Origin of the sequence: Calditerrivibrio sp. (assembly GCA_026415135.1) — a bacterium.
In the GTDB taxonomy this organism is placed as follows: Bacteria; Chrysiogenota; Deferribacteres; order Deferribacterales; family Calditerrivibrionaceae; genus Calditerrivibrio.
Window position 1 is genome coordinate 1 of sequence record JAOAHS010000034.1, and the last position, 22617, is coordinate 22617.

Below are 22617 nucleotides of genomic sequence, written 5' to 3' on the forward strand. Positions count from 1 at the left end.
TAAAGGATAAGCATCTGGTGGTCATAGCGGAGGAGTCACACCCGTTCCCATCCCGAACACGGAAGTTAAGCCCTCCAGCGCCGAAGATACTTGGCTAAGACAAAGCCCGGGAAAATAGGTCGCTGCCAGATGCTTTTTTTAGTAATTACGGGTTGCGCCCGTAGCTCAGCTGGATAGAGCAACGGACTTCTAATCCGTAGGTCAGAGGTTCGAATCCTCTCGGGCGCGTCTTTATATGGTGGGTGTAGCTCAGTTGGTAGAGCCCCGGATTGTGGCTCCGGTTGTCGCGGGTTCGAGTCCCGTCACTCACCCTAAATATATAAGCGAGTGTGGCGGAACTGGTAGACGCGCTAGACTTAGGATCTAGTGCCACAAGCGTGGGGGTTCAAGTCCCTCCACTCGCATAAAAAGCCGGAGTGGTGGAATTGGTAGACGCGCCGGACTCAAAATCCGGTGGGCTAATCACCCGTGGGGGTTCGAGTCCCCCCTCCGGCATTTTAATTTTAAAAGGTTTCTTTGATTTTTTCTTCATCTCCGATCACTACTATTTCATCACCCTCTTCGAAAATAATGTCGGGGTCCTTGATTGTCTTAGAATTCCCATCTCTTCTTATAATAACCGCATTTAAGCTATATCTATTCCGTAGATCAATCTCTTTTAATGATTTGCCTATAAAATGTTGTGGTACTTTTACTGTGGCAACAGTTGTATCATCATACATGTGGAACATCTCTATGATAGTGGGTTTTGATACTTTTTCAGCAAGCTTTGTTGCTACCTCTTTTTCTGGTAGTATTACCTCATCTACACCTATTTTATAAAGTATCTCTTTTTGTATTTCGTTATTTGCTTTTGCTATGATCTTTTTAGCTCCCAATTTCTTAAGATGAGTTACGCATAGGATTAGGCTTTCAAAATTGCTGCTTAAGCCAACTACTATAAGATCGTATTTAGAAATCATCAATTCTTTTAAAGTATCTTCCGATGAAGCATCAGCTATAATAGCTTCATCTACATAATCTTTTATTTGATTTATGATGTCAGGGTTTTTATCAATGGCCAAAACGTTATTACCATGTTTGGCTAATTGATATGCTACTTCATAACCAAAGATACCTAAACCAATTACAAGTACATCTTTATTTTTTTTCATACTTTACCCCAGTATAATTTTTTCTTGAGGATAATTTATTTTATTAGTTTTTTCATATCCTAATAAGGATGAGATAAGGGCACTTGTACCGATTCTACCGATAAACATACAAAATATCAGTATAAGCTTACCTTCTGTTCCAATTTTTGATGTAATCCCAAGGGAAAGTCCAACAGTACCTAATGCTGAAGCCACTTCGAAAAGCATATCCATGAAATCATAGTTGTAAAAATATAGCATAGCAAGGGTAGATGTGACAAGTACAAAGATATAAGCAGCTATAAGGGAAAAAGATCTTAGTATTTGGAAGTTTGGTACTTCTCTTTTGAAAATGACCAGTCTATTCACACCTTTTAGTATGTTTACTATAGAAAGTAGCGCTAAAGCAAATGTTGATGTTTTTATACCTCCACCTGTACCACCAGGTGAAGCTCCTATGATCATTAGTATTATTAAAGTAAACTTACTGATTTGGGTTAAGTTGGTCAGATCTACAGAATTAAATCCAGCAGTTCTTGCTGTGACTGACTGGAAAAAGCCATCGATGATATCCATTTCATGTTCTAAAATATTGAATACTATAAAACCAAATAAGATAAGTAATAATGTAGAAATAGTAACAATTTTTGTATGGTTTTTTAATCTGCCACCTTTTAATAGATATTGATGGATATCGTAGATAACATAAAACCCCAACCCACCAAAAATGATCAATATCATTATAGTGAGTTTGATTACCCAGTTCATTCCTATTAAGCTATTATCAAAAGGTGAAAATCCGGCATTGCAAAAAGCTGAGATTGAATGGAATAAACCATAATAAAAGGCATTCACTATCGTATATCCATCCAACCAGAAACCAAATGTCAAAAAAATAAACCCGATAAACTCTATCAAAAAAGTATAAAAGATGATATATCTTACGATATATTCCGCTTCGTTCATGGAGAAAATATCCGTTAGGTTAGTGACCACAAGTCTCTGTTTAAGATTTAGCTCTCCTCTAATAAAAAGGAATATTGAGGTTGTTAAAATCATTATACCTAAACCACCTAATTGTATCAGTACTATGATAACTATCTGGCCCAGTATTGTAAAATTTGATGTGTTAGTTACGGATAGTCCAGTTACACAAACGGCAGATGTTGATGTAAATAGGGCATCAATAAAGCTTAAATCACCTTTGTACATCATCGGTAATTTTAATATTAATGTTCCGGCTAATATTAGGGTGAGAAATGTAAAAGTGAAATAGCTCCAAATATTGGGTCTAGACATACTGCTGTATACTACTATAACTTTTGCTTGTCAATTAGGAAATATCTGATTTGTGTGAACTGAAAATAGAGCTAGCGCAAATAGTTAAGAACTTGGTCATTTCACCATCACTTCTTGATGTTAGAATAATGGGACATGCTGCACCCAAAACGAGATTTGCTACCTCTACCCCCATAGTCATAACCCATGCTTTGTAAAGAAAGTTACCGCCTTCTATGTGTGGAACCACAAGGATATCAGCTTTACCAGCGACAGGGTTGTCTTTTAACCCTTTTTTCTCTACAGAGTCTGAGTATAAGGCCAGATCATAGGAGAGTGGACCGTAGACGTAAGCGTCCGGCCAATTTAGTTCTGATAATTGTTTTTCCAGTATGCTTGTTGGTATTTTTGCCGATGGAACTTCATTTGCATCGAGCAAAGCTACACGGGGTTTGTCTATACCTAAACTCCTGGCTGCTTCTATAGCATTTCTTAGGATATCAAAGCTTGATTCTAATTTATCATCTATAAAAAGTGATGGATTTATCGCAGGATCGGTAAGGAAAATGAGTCTATCTACCGATGGGAGTTCAAATATACTTACTAAGGATAATCTTCTGCCTATGTTTAAACCCTTCTCTTTGTCAAGTATTGCTTTAACGAAGTTTTGAGTGTTTATTTTCCCTTTCATTATTAGTTGTGCATCACCTTTTCTTATTATTTCTACACCTTTTTTGGCTGTTTCAAGTTCATAGCTTTCATCCTGTGCTGAAACATGGATAAATTCATAGTGATTTTTATAATTAAGGTGGTCTTTGCAATAAAAGCTTGTTTTCTCTATATCACCTACAAGATAGACCTTATCCACTATACCTTCTTCTATGGCTCGATTTACGGCGCTCATGGAGGAGTCATCAGGGCAAACCAGAGAGATATTTTTTTTGGGAAGTAGCTTTGCAGCATGAACCATATCTCTCATCTTTTTACCTTTTATTTGATGGATCATCGATTCTGTATTTAAAACGACAACAAGGAGTTTAGAAAAATCTGAGATAGAGTTTATACAATGGGGTAAGGATGAATCGAAGTAAAGGGTATCGCCTTCTTCTAAAATATATTCTTCACCATCAACTATCAATTTTACTTTACCATGTAAAACAAAATGAAATTCTTCACCCTTGTGGGTACTGATCTCCTGTTTTTCACTTTTACGAACCTCTACTAAGAGGGGTTCCATAGATCTACCTACATAGAATGGTGCTAAACTTTCATAGTCATAACCCCTTCTTCTGCGTATGGGTATCCTTTCTTCTCTTCTTGTGGCAACTGTTTTTTTAGGTTTAAACTCGTTGCCATAAATTATTGTGGATAGGTCTTTATTTAAAGCTTTTGATATTTTTAAAAGTATTGAGACTGATGGCTGTAACTCATTGTTTAATATCCTGTTGAATTCATCTTTTTCCAGATTAATCTGTTTTAGCAAAAAATCTACGTCAATGTTTTCTTGGATAATTATTTTTTTTATGTTACTCCCGATATCTATTTTCATCTCTGCTCCAGATTATAGATATTCTTTTGGTGTCTCTTCACCTGTTAAAACTCTTAATCCTGCTTCTATTAAAGCTTCTATTTCGTTTTCCCCAGGCTCTACAAATATTTTGCCTAAAAATTTTATTCTATCTATAATTAAATTTATAAATCTTTCACTGTGGGCAAGACCACCAGTGAGTATGATACCATCAATATCTCCAGAAACCACGGGAGCTAAGGCACCAATCTCTTTAGCAACCTGATAGGCCATAGCCTCATAATATAATTTAGCATTTTCATCACCTTTGTCTATCATTTTTTCTACTTCTCTTAAGTCGACGGTATTAAGATAGGAATAAAGCCCTGCTTTTCGTGAAACTGTGTTTCTTAGTTCTTCTATGGTGTAACTACCATTTTTTAATAATTCCAATACCCCATCTACAGGCAAAGATCCAGCTCTTTCTGGAGAGAATGGACCATCACCATCTAAGGCATTATTTACATCGATAACTGACCCTTTACTATGAATACCTACAGAAATTCCTCCACCAAGATGGGCGACAATGAGATTTACTTCTTCATAACTTTTACCAATTTTTTTTGATACTTTCATAGCTGTGGCTTTTTGATTTAGTGCATGAAACATGCTCTTTCTTTCAATTCCTTTTAATCCGGTTACTTTGGCTATAGGTATCATCTCATCTATAACAGGGGGATTAGTGATATAGGCTTCACACGAGTATATTTTGGCAAGCTCATAAGCTATAATCCCACCTAAATTTGCAGCATGTTGTCCCATAACACCTACTTTTAGATCGTGAAGCATCTGTTCATTTACTTTATATATTCCACCTTTTATCGGTTTTATTAGACCTCCTCGTCCGATTATGACGTCAACTTTGGTTGGGTATGGAAGAAAATTGTTTAACGTCTGTTTGATTAAACTAAACCTGAAGTCTTTTTGGTCAATTATATTTTTGTATTTATCTATCTCCTGTCTATCATGTTGGATATTCTGTTTAAATAAATTTGAATCTTTAAAAATACCTATTTTTGTGGAAGTAGAACCTGGGTCTATTGCTATGATGATCACATGATCCTCCTTGGTTTAGTTTAACTAAATATATCTATTTATGAGCAAAAATCAATATGTTTTTTTGAGATATAATGTAAGAAATTCATCCTATTTATCAATGCTATACCAGTTTTTTCTTGACATTACATTAAAACATTATTATAAAATCAAACCATGAGATTGATAATTCTTTTGCTTTTTTCACTTGTTTTATTTGGTTGTGCTAATCTAACTCACAATGTTCAAAGAGATCTACCTTCTGTAGCAAAAATATCTAAGTCTTTGAAGGTTGCGCCCCTTGAGCTAACGCTACAAAAAGTTGATAAGCCCATGTATGTATATGGTTCTGACCCTATGATCAATACAAAGATAGTTTCAGTAGAAATGAAGGATACTACAAAAACTGCTTTTACTGATAAAAAGCCTGATATTTCTAATGAACAGAAGGTTTCAATAAAGCAGGAAAAAAATCAAAAATCTTATCAACCAGAGTTTGATGTTTCCCTTTATTTTGAAAGGAATAAAACATTGCGTTTGTCTTACAATGTTACCGATGATATAAGCAATTATAATGTTCCAGTAAAGATTAACGAAAGGGTTAACAAATATATAGAGAGGTTTACCACAACGTCAAGAGCAGTGATGCAAAGATGGATAAACAATTCTTATAAATATATCTTTTATATCAAGGATCTGTTTAATAATTATGGATTGCCTACAGATCTCTCTTATTTACCTTTAGCTGAGAGTGGATTTGATCCTATTGTTAGATCCAGGGCTGGCGCTGTTGGGATGTGGCAGTTTATGGAGCATACGGGTAAGTTGTATGGACTTAAGGTGAATTATTGGGTTGACGAAAGAAAAGATTTTGAAAAATCTACTGATGCTGCTGCAAGGCATCTCAAAGATCTGTATGAGAAGTTTGGAGATTGGAATCTTGCCTTGGCTGCGTACAATGCAGGAGCAGGTAGGATACAAAGGGCTATTGATAAATATAACACAGAGGATTACTTTGAATTATCCAGCTACAGGCATCTGGCAGAAGAGACAAAGGATTATGTCCCCAAGTATACTGCATTGATGATAATCCATAAGAATCTTTTGCAATATGGATTTGAGTACCCAAGTATAGACCCTATAGTCTATGAAAAGGTTAAGTTGGATATGCCTGTAAACCTCTTGGTTCTCAGTAAGCTTGTTGGTTTGGATATGAACAGCATAATCGATTTAAACCCATCTCTGAGAAGATGGATAACCCCACCTAATGATACCTTCGAGCTAAAGGTACCGTTGGGTTATAAGGATAAAATAGTTGCTGCACTAAACGAACACTCACCAGAGGAGCTTTTACAGGTAAAGATTTATACTCCAACCAAAAAAGAAAACATAAAAGATATTGCAAAAAGACATAAGGTATCAGCTGATCAGATAACAGCAATGAATGGATTTAAAAGGTCTTATGTAAAGGCTGGCTTTCCTGTGCTTATCCCTTCTGAAAATACTAAAAACACCATAAATCCAGAGGAGATCGATAAGTTAGCAAAGATTTCTGACGTAAAAGAGATAAACAGTGTAGATTATGTGGTGAAAAAAGGTGACAGCCTTGCCAAGATAGCAAAGAGGTTTAAAACCTCAGTTTCCTCTATTCAACAGATAAATAATATTAAAAATATTAAGGTGGGGATGACTATAGAGGTACCACTTAAAGGTATCAAAAAGAAAGCAGTAGTGTCTGCATCCAGCAAAAAAGGCTATATTAGTTATAAAGTTAAAAAAGGTGATACTATTTACAAGCTTGCAGCTAAATACGATACAGAACCAAAAGAGATTATTAAGATCAACAATCTAAAGGTCTTAAAACCTGGCCAGACAATCAAGATCCCTAAATCGTAGAAGATTGTATGAAAAACTTTGTTTGTTCTAAAGATTGTATAGAGGCTTGTTTTGCTTCTATTGATGATAACCTGACAATTTTACCTCGCAATGGGCCTACCTTTAAGGGGTTTGTTTGTCAAAAACTGAATAAGTTTTTAAAAAAGGAGATATTTACAAGCGATACCTCTTTTGTAAGACAAGGTGGCAATCTTATATACTGCGAACTTGAGAAGGTATTGAAGGATGTATCAGAATTGATGTTGAAATATAGAAATGAGAATATATTGTATATAAGAGGTTCGGGGAGTTTGGGATATGCAATGGAGTACTGGGATCTGTTTTTTTCTCATTTTCCAAATGTGTACTTTGTAGAGGGTTCATTGTGTCTTAGTACAGGTAAATCGGCTCATGAAGAGGATTTTGGAATAGCAATAAATCCTCCAATTACTAATCTGGATGAGGTAAACAATATCCTTTTATTTGGTAGAGATGCTTATAATGTGGCTCCACATCTATATTCATATTTAAAGGAGCTTAAAAGAGCTGGTAAAAAGCTTGTATATATAGATCCTTTGAAAAAAAAGACACTACTCCTTGCTGATAGATACATAAGGATAAGACCTGCATCTGATAACTACCTTGCACTAGCACTACTTGTCTGTTTAGGTTACGAAAGATCAGATTTGTCTCTTGCCTTTATGTTGGAAAAATGTGGTGTTTCCCAGGATGATTTTGAGTTTTTATTAGAAGCTATAGAAGATGGTAAAACTGGTATAATAACTGGTTATGGTTTGCAGAGGTATTCAAACGGTAAAAATATAACTCAATGGATCAATAGACTTGCATACTTTACAAACAATTTGAATTACTTATACTATGTTAAGAACTCAAAAGAGGGTTTACCAAAAAAGATAATAAACAACCCTAAGATAAATATAAGCAAGATTTTGGAATGCCTAAAGCAAAAGTTTTTTAAAGGTGCCTTTGTTGTGGCTGCTAATCCTTTGGTTTCTTATCCTTCTACGGGATTGTTGAAAGAGCATTTTGAAAGCTTAGATTTTTTAGTGACTGTTGATACGAATATCACAAAAACAGCTAATTTTTCTACCCATTTTATAAAAGTTGGAGGGATGTTCGCCCAGGAGGATATTGTTGGTAGTTATTTCTATCCTGGTAGATATGGTATAAGAGATAAGGTAGTTAGCACTGTGTCAGATCTGGATGTAATAAAGGGGTTATCTGGCATATTGGGTATTGAAATGGACTTTAGTTTTCCTAAGCTACCAGATATTAAGCAAACAGCCAGAGTTTATAGAACAGAAAGACTGCTCCTTGTTGAAAACTGTTCAAATTCTTTACGATTGATCACTGGCTCTCATTACAGTTATTTAAACTCCCAATACTTTGGGGCATTTGAAAATGTCTTACATATTTCTCCAGTGGATGCTGACCGGTATTCTATACATTCAGGTGATTTGGTGGAAGTTTTTAATGAAAATGGTAAGATAGTGGCAAAGGTTGTGGTGGATGATCTTTGTGGTGAAGGATATATCTTTTGCTATAAGTGTAGAGAGCTTGTTGAGGGTGATCCCAATATTTTAACATCGTTTACTCCGACAGACTCGAATACTGGCATCGCCATTTATGATACTTTTGTTAAATTAAGGCGTGTGGATGAGAAAAAATAAAATTTTAATAACAATGGGTGATCCTTCAGGTGTGGGACCAGAGATTATCTGGAAGTTGTTTAAAAATCATGATTTATCAAATTATAACATAAAGGTTGTTGGCTATAGACAAGCTTTTAAAGATTTCTCCTGTCTTGATTTTGAAATTGTTGAACCTGATTATATAATTAAGGATGATTTTATTATAGGTAGGGTCAACCCCTTAAGTGGTCTGGCTGCCATGAAAAGTATTGAGTTTGCTGTTGGGCTAATACTTTCTGGTGAGGCTGATGCCCTTGTTACAGCGCCTATAAATAAAAAATCTATCCAACTTGCCGGCTACCTTTTCCCAGGTCATACGGAGTATTTAGCATATCTTACTGGAGCTAAAGAATATTCGATGATGCTAGTGGGTGATAGAATAAAAACTGTCCTTGTTACCACCCATTTACCTTTAAAGGATGTTCCGTTAAAGATAGATATCGATGGCGTGTATAGGGCTATCAAGAATGCTCATCTTTCAGGAAAGTTTTTTGGAAATGAAAAACCACATATTGCTGTTTGTGGATTAAACCCCCATGCTGGTGATGATGGTGCTTTAGGTGACGAAGAACTGGATGTCATAAAACCAGCCATCCAAAAAGCTTTGGATGCCTGTATAGATGTATCTGGTCCATACCCAGCTGATTCCCTTTTTGCCAAGATGCTTAAGGGTTTTTGTGATATTGCTGTGGTGATGTACCATGATCAGGGACTGATCCCTGTGAAAATGGAGAGTTTTGGTAGTGCAGTCAATGTAACTTTGAATCTTCCAATTATTAGAACTTCCGTGGATCATGGAACGGCTTTTGATATTGCTGGGAAAAATTTGGCCTCTGAAAGTAGTTTGCTGAGAGCTATAAGAGTAGCTGATTTTATGGTGAAAAATGTTAAATCTATTAGAAATATATAAGCAGGAATTTGGTAAAACAAAAAAATCCTTAGGGCAACATTTTCTTACTAATACTCATATAATGGATAAGATTATCGAATCTGCAAATATTGTAAAAGGTTCAAAAGTACTAGAAATAGGTCCAGGGTGTGGTGTTTTAACATATAGGATCTTAGAAAAAGGTGCGGAGCTTCTTGCTGTAGAAATTGATGGAGAATTGGTGAACTTTTTAAAGAGATATTTACATTACTATCAATCTTTTAATATTGTCCATTCAGACTTTACTAAAATCGATGGTAGTATTTTACATGGAAAGTATATTTTTGTGGGGAATCTCCCGTACTACATTGCTGTACAGATATTAGAGAAGTGTACTGAGTTGATAGATCATGTAGAAAGTCTTGTTTTTATGTTCCAAAGGGAGGTTGCTGAGAGGATTATATCCCCATCAAAAACGAAATCTTATTCATCTCTATCTGTTTTTTGTCAGTATTTTTTTGAAATCAAGAGGGTTATGAATATATCTGGTGCAAATTTCTATCCAAATGCTAAAGTGGAATCTACAGTATTGAGGTTTATTCCGAGAAAACGTGAGTTTTCTGAAAATGATGAAAAAGCGTTTTTAAGTCTTGTTAAGAGCAGTTTTTTGTCAAAGAGAAAGATGCTTAAAAATAATCTAAAGGGTGTAATAGATATATCTTTGATACCTCTTTTTTTCAAAAGAGACAATGTTCGAGCAGAGGAACTTTCTCTTGTTGAATTCATTGAGTTCTTTAGATTTTTAAGAAATGTTGGATAAAAGTATCTATGACCTGACCTATACTGTAGTTGATATAGAAACCACTGGGATGTCTCCAGAAAAAGGAGCAAGAATAGTGGAGATTGCAGCTGTAAGGATTGGGGAGGGTTTAAGATTAAAAAAAGAAGATACCTTTTATTCTCTGATAAATCCAGAGGTAACGATACCATATTCTGCTTTTAGAATACATAAGATTTCAAATGAGTTGACAAAAAATGCTCCTACTTTAGAGCCGGTTTTAAAGGCATTTATAGAATATGCCAAAGATACAGTTATTGTTGGTCAAAATATCAGTTTTGATTACTCTTTTCTTTCTTATTATGCAAATTATTATGGTTTGAACTTTCATAATTATTATATAATCGACACTATAAAGGTTGTAAAAAAGATTGCTCCTAAGTTAAAAAGGTATAATTTAGACTCCCTTATTAATTATTTTGGGCTATGGGAAATCGTGGATGTAGGATATAGACACAGAGCTGATTACGATGTAATGGCTACAGCTTTGATCTTTATAAGGGCAATTACTATCATGGAACACCATAATGATAATATCAAATTAATTGATTTGTTATAAAAAAAACGGGGTTTTACCCCCGTTTTTAATGGTCATGAGCTCCTTCTGCACCTACTCCAAGATATGTTCTAATCTTTTCGTCTTCAAAGAGTTCTTCTGCTCTCTTGTCTGGTGCAATTAATGATCCTATCCATCCTGCTATAAATGCAAGGGGTAGTGAGAAAATTGTTGGAAATTTATATGGGAAGATAGCTTCTTTGTGTTTTAATACATCAACCCAAACTGTAGGTCCTAAAATAATTAATACCATAGCTGAAATACCACCAACAAGTATCGATAAAACTGCGCCTGTTGTGGAAAACTTTTTCCATACTATTGATAGGAAAAGCGATGGAAAATTAGCACTTGCAGCAACGGCGAACGCAAGGGCAACGAGAAATGCGACATTTTGGCCCTTGAAGGCTATGCCGAGGAATATGGCTACGATTCCGTATATGAAAGTTGCAATTTTTGCAGATTTGTATTTCTCGCTTTCGGTGGCTTTTCCAGCCTTGACAACACCAATCCAAAGGTCATTAGCAAGAGCCGCAGAAGCTGCTATGGTTAATCCAGCTACTACCGCCAGAATAGTAGCAAATGCTACTGCTGAAATGAATCCCATGAGTGCAGATCCACCCATCACTTCTGCAAGCATAACGGCAGCCATATTACCCCCCTTATCGATGGAGGTAATGGTTTCTCTTGATACCAAAACAGCTGCACCATAACCTACTATTGGTATGATAATGTAAAAATAACCTATCCATGTTGTAGCCCATACTACTGATTTTCTTGCCTCTTTTGCATTAGGTACTGTGAAAAACCTCATCAAAATATGGGGTAAGCCCAGAAGCCCAAGCATCAAAGCAAGTCCCAAAGAGAAAGCGTCTGTAGCACTTTTTATAAAGCCACCTGGTTCTAATGCAGCACTACCATACTTTTCTGCTACTGCTCCGTAGAGGTTTCCTGGATTAAAGCCGAATTTTGCCAAAACAAGGATTGTAATCAGAGTAACACCGCCTAAAAGTAATACCGCTTTTATTATTTGTACCCAAGTAGTTGCAAGCATACCACCTAAAAGAAGATAGATAAGCATAGCAATTCCGACAATAACTACAGCCATTTCATAAGACATTCCAAAAAGTAATTTGATTAGTGAACCCGATCCCACCATCTGGGCTGTTGTATAAGATAGTAGTACGAGCATACCACCAATAGCTGCAGCCGTTTTGATAGGTTTTGCATTTAATCTGAAGGAAACAACATCTGCAAAGCTATATTTACCTAAATTTCTTAAAGGCTCAGCTATTAAAAAGAGAAGCGCGGGCCAGCCAACAAGCCAACCAACTGCATAGATTATACCATCATAACCCTTTAATGCTACCATCCCTGATATACCTAAGAATGATGCAGCAGACATATAATCACCTGCAAGGGCTAATCCATTTTGAAACCCAGATATCCCGCCACCGCCAGTATAGTATGAGCTTGCAGTTTTTTGGGATTTTTTGGCTGCAAAGTAAGTAGCTGCAAGAGTAATAACAACTACTAAAAAAAAGAAAGTAATAGAAGACGGATTTGGTTTACCAAAAGAAAACTGTTGCACCATATTAGTAGCATTATCCATTTATTTCCTCCTAAAATTATAACATCTTTTTTAATTCTTCTACTTCTTTATCGTATGTGTTGTTTGCCCACCAAACATAATAAGCGGTAAGAAGCCAAGCACCTACAATAACTAAGACACCTAATATAATACCTACGTTAGTGTAGACACCTATTTTTACTGCTAAGGCAGCTTTGTTGCTAGCTATAAGGAAGATATAGCCGTAGTAAATGAAGAAAAGTAGGAAAAGTAAAATGTAGCTTACTGTCCATTTTTTTCTGACGAGGGATTTAAACCTCTCTGATTCAAGAACTTCTTTTTGTTTTTTGTCCATAATACACCTCTAAAATATTTTTTTAAATTTTAAAAAACATTGATGAAAATCCCTTTAAGATATCTTCTAAACCTTATCACCGACCTTTAATCTTTTATGTAATTTTTAATTTAATGTTTATATAACATTGTTTGTAAAGAATATGTCAATAAGACTAAGATGTCAAGTTTTTTTTATGTAAGATTTAATAGTGAACTTTAATTGAATTTTTGTTATGTAGATTTTGTTGTTGATTCATATGAATTTCCCTTGAAATATATTTGAAATTGTAATATTAATGAATTGAATCTGCTTTTGATGAGGTTGATTGTGAATAAGTTAACAATCAAGAATATTGAGGAATTAACTATAACGTTGAAAAATCATGATCTCTTCCGGAACATTCCAGAAAAAAACTTAAATATTGTTTTATCCAATTCGTTTATAGTTGAATTAACAAAAGGTGAAAAACTATTCGAAAAAAATGAAACATATCATAAAGGTGTTTATTTTATTTTAGATGGTGTGGTACTTTTTATTGATAAAGAAAGATTGGTTTCGGAGATGGGCTATGGAGCTGTTTTAGGTATTACTACTTTTCTTGGAAAATCAAGTTATATGATAGATGCTGTTGCTAAAGATGATGTAAGGCTAATTTTTTTGCCAGAGATCTGTATTTATAAGTTGATAGGAGAATTTGATGATTTTAAAAATAAATTTTATGGGTTAGTGTCCGAAAGACTCTATCTATTAAAGGGTGATATTTCCACAAAAAGTTTTGGTTTTGCTTACAAGCCTGTATCTATGATTATGACAACATCTTTGCAGAGTGTTTTAGATAGTAGCAGATTGTTGGATGCGGCAAAATTGATGGCTAGAAAGAATGTTGGATCTTTGGTGGTTGTGGATAAGAAGAATAATCTTAAGGGCCTCATTAATACAAAACATATAGTTCATAAGTTTTTGTCACAGGATAATATCGATCTCGAAGCTAAAGTTGCAGATTATATGTTATGTGACCCTGTAAAGGTTCCAAAGACTTATCCTGCTATTGAAGTTTTGTCAGAAATGCAATCTAAGAACCAAGATTATGCTGTAGTGGTAGAGAATGAAAAACCTGTTGGGATTATTTCCAATAAGGATATCTTAAAATTGTTGCATACAAGTACTGCTGTTTACTCTTTGAATATAGAACATGCTTCTAACCTCGATGAGTTAAGAACGATTAAAGAAAAGTTATGGTCTTTTGTTAAGAATTTGATGGATCATAGTAGAAACACATCGGATATTTTGCCTACTATTTCAAGTATTCATTTGAGTATACAGAAAAGGGTTTACGATTTTTGTGTAGAGGAGTTTTATAGGGAAACGAATGTGAGGGTTACAGATATTGATCATGCTCTGATAATTATGGGCAGTGGGGCAAGGAAAGAGATGATGTTGAATCCGGACCAGGATAACGGGTATATCTTCAGTGATAGTCTAAGTGTATCTGAGATCGACCATCTGATGAAGTTTGGGGAGATGTTTGTGGAAAAGCTACATTATGTTGGTTATGAAAAGTGTAAAGGTAACGTTATGGTGACCAATCCGGATATGTCCCGAAAGCTTTCTGAATGGAAAAAACAGATAGATAGTATAACGACCAATGCTGGTGACAGTGGTTTTACCTGGTCTAATATAATTTTTGATATGGATTTATATTATGGGAATGCTGCACTGGTAAATGAACTTAGGAGGTTTATAGGTAGAGTCGTTTCTTCCAGACCACTATTTTTGATTCAGATGTTAGAGGCTGAGACACAGTTTAAGATACCCATAACTTTTTTTGGTAATTTTATCGTTGAAAAAGAGGGGGAACATAAGGGTGAATTAAACCTAAAAAATTCTGCCCTAACCTTTATAACAGATATAGTAAGGGCTTTTAGCTTGAGTAATGGGATATTGGAACTAAATACAGTAGATAGGGCAAAGCAATTGCAGATTAAAGAGGTTCTCTCTGAGGAGACAGTGAGTAAGATTATGGTAGCCTATGAAACATTAGTTGATCTTGCCCTTCATAAAGAGATTAAAGATGCTGAGGCTGGCCGAGTCGCTAGTAAGTATATAAATCCAAACGAACTCTCCGTATACAATCAGAACAGGTTGAAAAATGCTTTGGGATCCATTTCAAAATTGTTAAATCTCAGTTTAAGGTATTTTAAAGGGCAGTTTTAGTTTTTTACGTTTGATTAGTTTGAACAATTTTAATAAAAACTTGACTTTGAGTTAATTTTTGTCTAAAATAAAATATAATTCTATTTGTGAGGTGCTTTATGTCGTTGATGGAAAAGTTTTGGGAGATGGCAAAAGAAAGACAAAAGACCATAGTTTTGCCTGAAGGACATGATGAAAGAACAATTGATGCTGCGCATACAATTGTTAATAATAAGCTTGCTAAGGTTATAGTTCTTGGGGATGAGGCTAAAATAGAATCACTTTTTAAATCAAAAGGGTATCCAGTCTGCTGTGAAATTATGAACCCTGCTACGAGTAAATATCTTAACGATTTTGCAAATACTTATTACAATAAAAGAAAATCAAAGGGGATGACAGAGGAAGAGGCTCTTAAGACGATGCAAGATATACTTTATTTTGGTGCTATGTTGGTGGAGCAGGATATTGCACAGGGTTGTGTCACTGGTGCATGTAACACTACTGCAGATGTCCTTAGGGCAGCTATAAGGGTTATTGGTACGAAGCCCGGTATAAATACAGTTTCAAGCTGTTTTATTATGGTGACTAATAAAAAAGAGTTTGGAAAAGATGGGGCTATACTGTTTGCAGATTGTGCTGTAAATCCTAATCCTGATCCAAGACAGCTGGCAGAAATTGCGATTGCTACTGCCGATAGCTGTAGGTCTTTTTTGGAACAAGAGCCTAAGGTTGCCATGTTGTCCTTTTCCACAAAGGGTAGTGCTGAACATCCTGATATAGATAAAGTTCTTGAAGCTTTAAAGATTGCCAGAGAGATAGCTCCAGAGCTTAATATAGATGGTGAAATGCAGGCTGATGCTGCTTTAATAAAGGCTGTTGGTGAAAAGAAGGCGCCGGGTAGTAAAGTGGCTGGTCATGCTAATGTTTTAATATTCCCAGATTTGGATGCAGGTAATATCTCTTATAAATTAGTTGAAAGGATAGCAGGAGCTGAGGCGATTGGACCGATAATACAGGGGCTTAAAAAGCCTGTAAATGACCTTTCAAGAGGTTGTAAATATATGGATATTGTTAATGTAGCAGCAATAACTGCTGTTCAGGCGTAGGAGGATGTATGAAGATATTGGCATTAAACTGTGGTAGTTCATCTGTAAAATATCAGCTTTACGATTGGGAAGCCCATAAGGTGGTGGCTAAGGGGATTGTGGAGAGGATAGGGATTGGTGATTCTTTTATAGTTCATGAAGTGCCCGGTCGGGAGACTATAAGAGAAGAGTATGAGTGTCATGATCATAGTACTGCTATAAATCTTGTGGTTAATACCCTTGAAAACCCAACAAAAGGTGTAATATCGAAGATTTCAGAAATTTCTGCTGTGGGTCATAGGGTGGTTCATGGTGGTGAGAAGTTTAAGAGAAGCGTGTTAATAAATGATGAGGTAGTTAAGGCTATAGAAGAGGTTCAGCATTTGGCACCGCTGCATAACCCCCCAAATCTTGCTGGTATAAAGGGTGCCCAAAAGGTTTTGCCCGATGTGCCCCACGTGGCGATTTTTGATACAGCATTTCATCAGACTATGCCGGAGCATGCTTTTTTATATGCTGTTCCCTATGAGTGGTATGAGAAATATGGTGTAAGAAGGTACGGTTTTCATGGCACGAGTCATCTTTATGTGTCAAAGAGGGCTGCTGCATTATTGGGTAAGCCGTCAAAAGAGTGTAATATAATTACTATGCATATAGGTAACGGTGTGTCCCATACTGCTATAAAAAATGGTGTGTCCGTGGATACGTCTATGGGGTTGACTCCGTTGGAAGGGGCAGTTATGGGGACAAGATGTGGGGATCTCGATCCTGCTGTTCCGCTTTTTATGCAGCAGCAGCTAAATGTTAGTCCAAAAGAGATGGATAATATTTTAAATAAAAAGTCTGGGATTTTGGGGATTACTGGTAAGTTTACGGATAGAAGGGATGTAATTGCAGGTAGTGAACAAGGGGATAAGAGGTGTACCCTTGCCCTTGAGATAGAGGCTTATAGGTTGAAAAAGTATATTGGTGCGTACTATGCTGTTTTGGGTAGAGTAGATGCAATAGTATTTACTGCTGGTGTGGGTGAGAATGCCTGGATAATTAGGGAAAAAGCTCTTCAGGGCTTGGAAAATTTAGGTATAATTATAGATTTTGAGAAAAATAAAAAGACCTTTAGTAAATCCGGCGAGACGGAGATTTCAACACCGGAGTCAAAGGTGAAAGTATTTGTTATACCTACGAATGAGGAGTTGGTATTTATTGAGGATGTGGTAGCCATATTGAATGGAACATATAGAGATCATACAGAGCATAGTTATACGTTTTTAAAATAAAAAGGGGGCCTCCCCCTTTTTTCTTATTTATAATGCTATCAATTTGTTATTAAAAAATGTTAAAATATAATATCTTTCCCTTGAAATTTTTCCATAAATGTGTTAAATTATTAAACAATTTTTAGCTATATTTAACAAAAGTGGGGTATCTATGAATAAAACAGGTGCAGAGATTGTTGTTGAATGTTTAAAGAAACATGGTGTAGAATTAATATTTGGTTATCCTGGAGGTGTATTGCTCAGTATTTATGATAGATTGTTTGATTCGGATATTTTGCATGTTCTACCGAGACATGAGCAAGGTGGAGTACATGCTGCTGATGGTTATGCCCGTTCCACAGGAAAAGTGGGTGTTTGCTTTGGAACAAGTGGACCTGGAGCAACAAATCTTGTTACAGGTATAGCTACGGCTTATCTGGATTCTGTTCCTCTTGTGGTTTTTACTGGACAGGTTCCTACAAATCTTATTGGTGGTGATGCTTTTCAAGAAGCAGATATCGTGGGTATAACAAGACCAATAGTGAAACACAGTTATCTGGTCAAAGATGTGGATGATATAGCTCACACCATTTCTGAGGCCTTTTACCTTGCAAAAACAGGAAGACCTGGACCGGTATTGATAGATTTGCCAAAAGATGTGATTGCTGGGAGATCAAAAAATACCTCTTGTCAGGTAGATATAAAGCTTGTGGGTTATAATCCTACTTACGAAGGGCATCCTATGCAGATAAAAAAGATGTTGAAGATGCTCGAAAGCGCAAAGGCACCGGTTGTATTGATAGGTGGTGGTGTAAAGTGGAGTAATGCCAGTGAAGAGCTTGTAAAGTTTGTGGAGGCGATAAACCTTCCTGTGGTATCTTCTTTGATGGGTATAGGTGCTTTTCCTAACCCCCACAAAAATTGGGTGGGTTGGGCTGGTATGCATGGCAACTATGCATCAAATATGGCATTGACAGAAGCAGACTTTATTTTGGCAATAGGTACAAGATTTTCAGATAGAACTACAGGGCGTTTAGATGGGTATTCCCCAAGATCCAAAAAAGCACAGATTGATATTGATCCTACGTCCATAGATAAGAATGTAAAAGTGGATATACCTATAGTTGGAGATTGTAAAACTGTTTTAAGGCAGATATTAAACTATATTAAAGATTTTAATTGGGAAAAAAGCAGAAAAGATAGAGAGGATTGGTTGAAGAAGATCGAATATTGGGATAGTGAAAGGCCTTTTTCGTATAAATACTCGGATAATGTAATAAAACCCCAATTTGTAGTAGAAAAGATCTATGAAGTTACAGGCGGGGATGCAATTATTACCACTGAAGTTGGTCAAAATCAGATGTGGGCAGCTCAGTTTTATAAATTCAAACATCCTAAACAGTTTATTACTTCTGGTGGATTAGGAACTATGGGGTTTGGTTTTCCGGCAGCGATTGGTGCAAAATTGGGTAACCCTGACAAAGAGGTTTTTGATATTGCAGGTGACGGTAGCTTTCTTATGAACATGCAGGAGCTTTGCACAGCTGTCCAATACCGTGTTGGTGTTAAGGTGGCCATATTAAACAACAAGTTTTTAGGTATGATTAGACAATGGCAGCACCTGTTTTTCAATAAGAGATATTCGTACTCATGTCTTGAATGTCAGCCAGACTTTGTGAAACTTGCTGATGCTTATGGCTGTGTGGGATTGAAAACAGATAAACCTTCCGAGGTGGAAGCAGTGATCAGGGAATCCCTTAAGATAAAGGATAAACCTGTTTTAATGGATTTTTGTGTTGATAGAGAAGAGAATGTTTATCCGATGGTTCCAGCTGGGGCTGCTTTAAATGAAATGATATATGGAGATAAGTGATATGAGACACATTATTTCTGTTTTGGTAGAGAATAAATTTGGAGTTTTAGCTAGGATAGCTGGCTTGTTTAGTGGTAGGGGATACAATATTGAAAGTCTTTCTGTAAATGCAACAGAGAATGAGGATATTTCGATCATGACGATTGTCACAAGGGGTGACGATCATGTGATAGAACAGATAATCAAGCAACTCAGAAAGCTTGTTAATACAATAAAAGTAAGGGATGTCACATTGGTGGACCATATAGAGAGGGAATTGGTGTTGCTGAAGGTTCATGCTACACAGAGGACAAGACCAGATATACTTAGCATTGTTGAAACATTTAGGGGTAAAGTTGTTGATATTACAAAAGAATCAGTGGTCATAGAGATAACTGGTGATCAGGGTAAACTCAATGCCCTCATAAATGTTCTGGAGCCTTATGGAATAATTGAAGTAATTAGAAGTGGAACTATAGCTATATCCAGAGGTAGCAAGTCTACCACAGATTTTACAAAACAAGATATTAAAAACCAGGAGGAATAATAGATGAAAGTTTACTATGAAAAGGATGCGAATCTTGAGTTGATTAAAAAGAAAAAAGTGGCTGTTGTTGGATATGGTAGTCAGGGATATGGCCATTCCAATAACTTAAAAGATAGCGGTGTTGATGTTGTTGTTGCCCTTAGGAAGGGTGGAAGTTCTTGGAAAAAAGCTGAATCGTCTGGGTTAAAGGTAATGGAGATTTCTGAAGCTGCTAAGTGGGCTGATGTTATTATGATTTTGGTGCCTGATGAGATACAAGGTGATCTTTATAAAAATGAGATTGCTCCTTATATAAAAGAGGGTGCTTATCTTGCTTTTGCCCATGGATTTAACATACATTTTGGACAGATTGTACCTCCTCCAAATATCAATGTGATTATGATAGCTCCAAAGGGGCCGGGGCATTTGGTAAGAGCTGAATATACAAAAGGTGGTGGTGTTCCTTGTTTGATTGCTGTTTATCAGGATTATTCTGGGGATTCCCGAGAGGTTGCTTTATCCTATGCTGCTGCGATAGGTGGTGCAAGGGCTGGAGTGTTGGAGACAAATTTCAAAGAGGAGACTGAGACCGACCTTTTTGGAGAGCAGGCTGTTTTATGTGGAGGGCTCACTCAGCTTATTAAGTATGGTTTTGAAACGCTGGTTGAGGCTGGATATGCTCCTGAGATGGCTTATTTCGAATGTATGCATGAGGTTAAGCTCATTGTAGATCTTCTTTATGAGGGTGGAATTTCAAATATGAGATATTCCATCAGTAATACTGCTCAATACGGAGATTTGACGAGAGGACCAAAAGTGATCGATCCTCAGGTTAAAGAAAATATGAAAGAGGTTTTAAGGCAGATTCAGTCTGGTGAGTTTGCAAAAGAGTGGATGCTGGAAAATAAAGCAGGAAGGCCAGTGTTTAATGCATTGACAAAAGCTGATGAAAATCATCCGATAGAGCAGGTGGGAGCAAGGTTGAGGGGTATGATGAGCTGGCTTGGTAAAGGTAAAATTGTGGATAAAGATAAGAATTAGTTTGAAGGGGGATTTCCCCCCTTTTTTATTATTGTGACTTTTAAATTTGGCTAACACTCTTTGAGTTTGAATTGGGCTACTAAGTTTAACAAGTCTTTTGCCAGTTCTCTAAGATTTTCAGCTTGCATACGATTTTGCTCTGCTATAGAAGCGTTTTCCTCTGCAACAGCAGAAACCTCTGACATGCTGGATGATATTTCGCTTGCAGCTGAGCTTTGTTGTTCAACTGCTGTAGCAACTGAATTTATTTTATCAGCTATTTCAACAACTCCATCTAAGATTTTACTAAAACTTTGGTTTAGTTTTTCTATTATAATAACACTTTCTTGGGCTGATTTTGTTATCCCATAAACATCATTTACTGAGTTGTTAACTTCTTTTTGTATGTTGTTTATCATGGTATTTATTTCACTGATTGATTTGGTTGTTCTCTCGGCTAATTTTCTTATTTCATCGGCTACTACTGCAAATCCTCTACCGAATTCACCTGCTCTTGCTGCTTCTATTGCTGCGTTGAGAGCAAGAAGGTTAGTTTGATCGGCAATCTCTCTAATGACTTCTAATATTGTTCCAATCTCTTTTGATGCTTCACCTAATTTTTGAATATTTTCGCCAGATTTTGAGACAGATGTTGATAGAGTTTTTACATATTGAACTGCAACTAAAAGATCATTTCTTCCATTGTTTGCCAAATCCTTGACGGATGTCACTTCATTAGAAATATCAGCTATGTTATTCGTGATCTCTTGGATTGTGGCACTCATCTCATGAATTGCAACTTCAACCTGTGAGACTTTATTAGTTAAGTGCTCTATCGCTTTTGACATTTCTTTTGAAGATAAATCGATTGTGTTTGATGAATTAGTTACACTGTCTGCAGATCTTTTAACTTTGAATAACGTATTATTCATCTGATGTTTCATATCTTCTACATTTTCTATTATCATTCCCATTTCATCTTTTCTTTTATATGCTACATCTTTTGACAAATCTCCTGATGCTATAGTTTTGAAATCTTCGGATAAGATGGATAAAGGCTTTCCAATAAATTTTGTGAATATAAAGTTAATTACGAAGAATAATATGATCATTATTATCAAACTAATTACAGCAAACCAAAATTTTATATTTTTTATTGCATCTCCAATAAATTCATCTTCATAGGAACCTGCAGTGATTATCCAATCTAAATTTTTATAATATTCGAAAGCTACAATTTTGTATCTACCTTCCCAAGGGTATCTTATAACACCTGTTTTTTTGTTTAATATCTCTTTTATAAAATCGAAGTTTGAAACATTTTCTCCTTCTTTTTTTGGATGAACAATCAAGACTCCTTTCGAATCTATGATATAATAGTAACCGGTAGTACCTATTTTTGTGTTTTTAATGACAGTTTTTACTTTTTCTTTTACTTTTTGTGTTAATACCCCAGCTTCTCCTATATAATCGTTTTCATTGATAGTTGCTACCAATATGGCGTTATAATCTTCAAGATAGCTATATGATGCATAGACTACTGGCTTAGTTGGATCAGTTGTTCTAGTGTATCTAATAAAACCATTTTTTTTACTTAAGATCTCTTCGATATGAGGTTGACCTTTTAGGCTTTTACCTTCATTAGTTGGATGAATCAGTAATAATCCGTTGTTATCTAAGAGATAAAAATATCCCTTTTCACCAATTTTTTGTTTACTTAATATTTCTTTTAATTCTGTTAATGATCTAATTTTTTTCTGTTTTATTTCTTTAAGAGTGTTATCTATTAGACTTTTAAGATCTTTTTCTGCTTTTTGCTTTGATTTTTCAATAGAATCTTCGAGCGCAATATCTATATCTTCTATAAAGCTTTTTATCAAAATTACTTGAGTCTTAAGTTGGGTGGCTATTTCAGAAGA

18 protein-coding genes, 4 tRNA genes and 1 rRNA gene are annotated in these 22617 nt (G+C 35.8%); 16 read left to right on the forward strand and 7 right to left on the reverse strand.

What is annotated here, in order from left to right:
- The first annotated feature begins 13 nt into the window (after nucleotides 1-13).
- The 5 genes from rrf (at nucleotide 14) to N3C60_06355 (ending at nucleotide 495) form a co-directional block, all read left to right on the forward strand.
- Nucleotides 14-131, forward strand: a 5S ribosomal RNA gene (gene rrf / locus N3C60_06335).
- Nucleotides 132-154: 23 nt separating this feature from the next.
- Nucleotides 155-228 (forward strand) — tRNA-Arg (locus N3C60_06340).
- Between the two features lie 10 nt (nucleotides 229-238).
- Nucleotides 239-311: transfer RNA gene (locus N3C60_06345), tRNA-His, on the forward strand.
- 12 nt (nucleotides 312-323) lie between these two features.
- Nucleotides 324-404, forward strand: a tRNA-Leu gene (locus N3C60_06350).
- Between the two features lie 6 nt (nucleotides 405-410).
- Nucleotides 411-495 (forward strand) — tRNA-Leu (locus N3C60_06355).
- 8 nt (nucleotides 496-503) lie between these two features.
- Here N3C60_06355 and N3C60_06360 read toward each other — a convergent pair.
- Genes N3C60_06360 through buk form a run of 4 tightly spaced genes read right to left on the reverse strand, consistent with a single transcriptional unit; the run spans nucleotide 504 to nucleotide 5034 of the window.
- Nucleotides 504-1154 carry a TrkA family potassium uptake protein gene (locus N3C60_06360; protein ID MCX8084523.1) on the reverse strand — a complete coding sequence of 217 codons (651 nt, stop codon included), beginning with the start codon at nucleotides 1152-1154 and terminating at the stop codon, nucleotides 504-506.
- Nucleotides 1155-1157: 3 nt separating this feature from the next.
- Entirely contained in the window at nucleotides 1158-2432 is a 1275-nt protein-coding gene (locus tag N3C60_06365) for a potassium transporter (GenBank protein MCX8084524.1), read from the reverse strand.
- A 34-nt stretch (nucleotides 2433-2466) separates the two neighbouring features.
- Entirely contained in the window at nucleotides 2467-3960 is a 1494-nt protein-coding gene (locus N3C60_06370) for a phosphate acyltransferase (protein MCX8084525.1), read from the reverse strand.
- Between the two features lie 12 nt (nucleotides 3961-3972).
- Complete coding sequence (buk, locus tag N3C60_06375) at nucleotides 3973-5034, reverse strand: butyrate kinase (GenBank protein ID MCX8084526.1); 1062 nt, start codon at nucleotides 5032-5034, stop codon at nucleotides 3973-3975.
- 156 nt (nucleotides 5035-5190) lie between these two features.
- On the opposite strand from buk, the gene N3C60_06380 reads away from it, so the two are divergent.
- Genes N3C60_06380 through N3C60_06400 form a run of 5 tightly spaced genes read left to right on the forward strand, consistent with a single transcriptional unit; the run spans nucleotide 5191 to nucleotide 10865 of the window.
- On the forward strand, nucleotides 5191-6909 hold the full coding sequence (locus tag N3C60_06380) for a LysM peptidoglycan-binding domain-containing protein (GenBank protein MCX8084527.1): 1719 nt from the start codon (nucleotides 5191-5193) through the stop codon (nucleotides 6907-6909).
- 8 nt (nucleotides 6910-6917) lie between these two features.
- A complete protein-coding gene (locus N3C60_06385; protein MCX8084528.1) occupies nucleotides 6918-8579 on the forward strand; it encodes a molybdopterin-dependent oxidoreductase in 1662 nt (553 codons plus the stop codon).
- The gene (pdxA, locus tag N3C60_06390) at nucleotides 8566-9510 is read left to right on the forward strand and encodes a 4-hydroxythreonine-4-phosphate dehydrogenase PdxA (protein ID MCX8084529.1); all 945 of its coding nucleotides are present in this window, start codon (nucleotides 8566-8568) and stop codon (nucleotides 9508-9510) included. The genes N3C60_06385 and pdxA overlap by 14 nt, the downstream gene beginning before the upstream one ends.
- Complete coding sequence (gene rsmA / locus N3C60_06395; protein ID MCX8084530.1) at nucleotides 9485-10288, forward strand: 16S rRNA (adenine(1518)-N(6)/adenine(1519)-N(6))-dimethyltransferase RsmA; 804 nt, start codon at nucleotides 9485-9487, stop codon at nucleotides 10286-10288. Before pdxA ends, rsmA begins: the two co-directional genes overlap by 26 nt.
- Complete coding sequence (locus tag N3C60_06400; protein MCX8084531.1) at nucleotides 10278-10865, forward strand: 3'-5' exonuclease; 588 nt, start codon at nucleotides 10278-10280, stop codon at nucleotides 10863-10865. Before rsmA ends, N3C60_06400 begins: the two co-directional genes overlap by 11 nt.
- A 25-nt stretch (nucleotides 10866-10890) precedes the next feature.
- On the opposite strand, the gene N3C60_06405 is transcribed toward N3C60_06400, so the two are convergent.
- Complete coding sequence (locus tag N3C60_06405) at nucleotides 10891-12471, reverse strand: sodium/solute symporter (GenBank protein ID MCX8084532.1); 1581 nt, start codon at nucleotides 12469-12471, stop codon at nucleotides 10891-10893.
- A 16-nt stretch (nucleotides 12472-12487) separates the two neighbouring features.
- On the reverse strand, nucleotides 12488-12784 hold the full coding sequence (locus tag N3C60_06410) for a DUF485 domain-containing protein (protein MCX8084533.1): 297 nt from the start codon (nucleotides 12782-12784) through the stop codon (nucleotides 12488-12490).
- Between the two features lie 309 nt (nucleotides 12785-13093).
- Between N3C60_06410 and N3C60_06415 the strand changes: the two genes are divergently transcribed.
- The 6 genes from N3C60_06415 (at nucleotide 13094) to ilvC (ending at nucleotide 20719) form a co-directional block, all read left to right on the forward strand.
- Nucleotides 13094-14980: a DUF294 nucleotidyltransferase-like domain-containing protein gene (locus N3C60_06415; GenBank protein MCX8084534.1), complete on the forward strand. Its 1887-nt coding sequence runs from the start codon at nucleotides 13094-13096 to the stop codon at nucleotides 14978-14980.
- A gap of 98 nt (nucleotides 14981-15078) precedes the next feature.
- The gene (gene pta / locus N3C60_06420; GenBank protein ID MCX8084535.1) at nucleotides 15079-16065 is read left to right on the forward strand and encodes a phosphate acetyltransferase; all 987 of its coding nucleotides are present in this window, start codon (nucleotides 15079-15081) and stop codon (nucleotides 16063-16065) included.
- Between the two features lie 8 nt (nucleotides 16066-16073).
- On the forward strand, nucleotides 16074-17321 hold the full coding sequence (locus N3C60_06425) for an acetate kinase (protein MCX8084536.1): 1248 nt from the start codon (nucleotides 16074-16076) through the stop codon (nucleotides 17319-17321).
- 151 nt (nucleotides 17322-17472) lie between these two features.
- A complete protein-coding gene (gene ilvB, locus N3C60_06430; GenBank protein ID MCX8084537.1) occupies nucleotides 17473-19173 on the forward strand; it encodes a biosynthetic-type acetolactate synthase large subunit in 1701 nt (566 codons plus the stop codon).
- 1 nt (nucleotide 19174) lies between these two features.
- Nucleotides 19175-19699, forward strand: a complete 525-nt coding sequence (ilvN, locus tag N3C60_06435) for an acetolactate synthase small subunit (protein ID MCX8084538.1) — start codon at nucleotides 19175-19177, stop codon at nucleotides 19697-19699.
- 3 nt (nucleotides 19700-19702) lie between these two features.
- The gene (gene ilvC, locus N3C60_06440) at nucleotides 19703-20719 is read left to right on the forward strand and encodes a ketol-acid reductoisomerase (GenBank protein MCX8084539.1); all 1017 of its coding nucleotides are present in this window, start codon (nucleotides 19703-19705) and stop codon (nucleotides 20717-20719) included.
- Between the two features lie 50 nt (nucleotides 20720-20769).
- On the opposite strand, the gene N3C60_06445 is transcribed toward ilvC, so the two are convergent.
- Nucleotides 20770-22617: methyl-accepting chemotaxis protein (locus tag N3C60_06445; GenBank protein ID MCX8084540.1), on the reverse strand; the 1848-nt coding region annotated here is incomplete at its 5' end.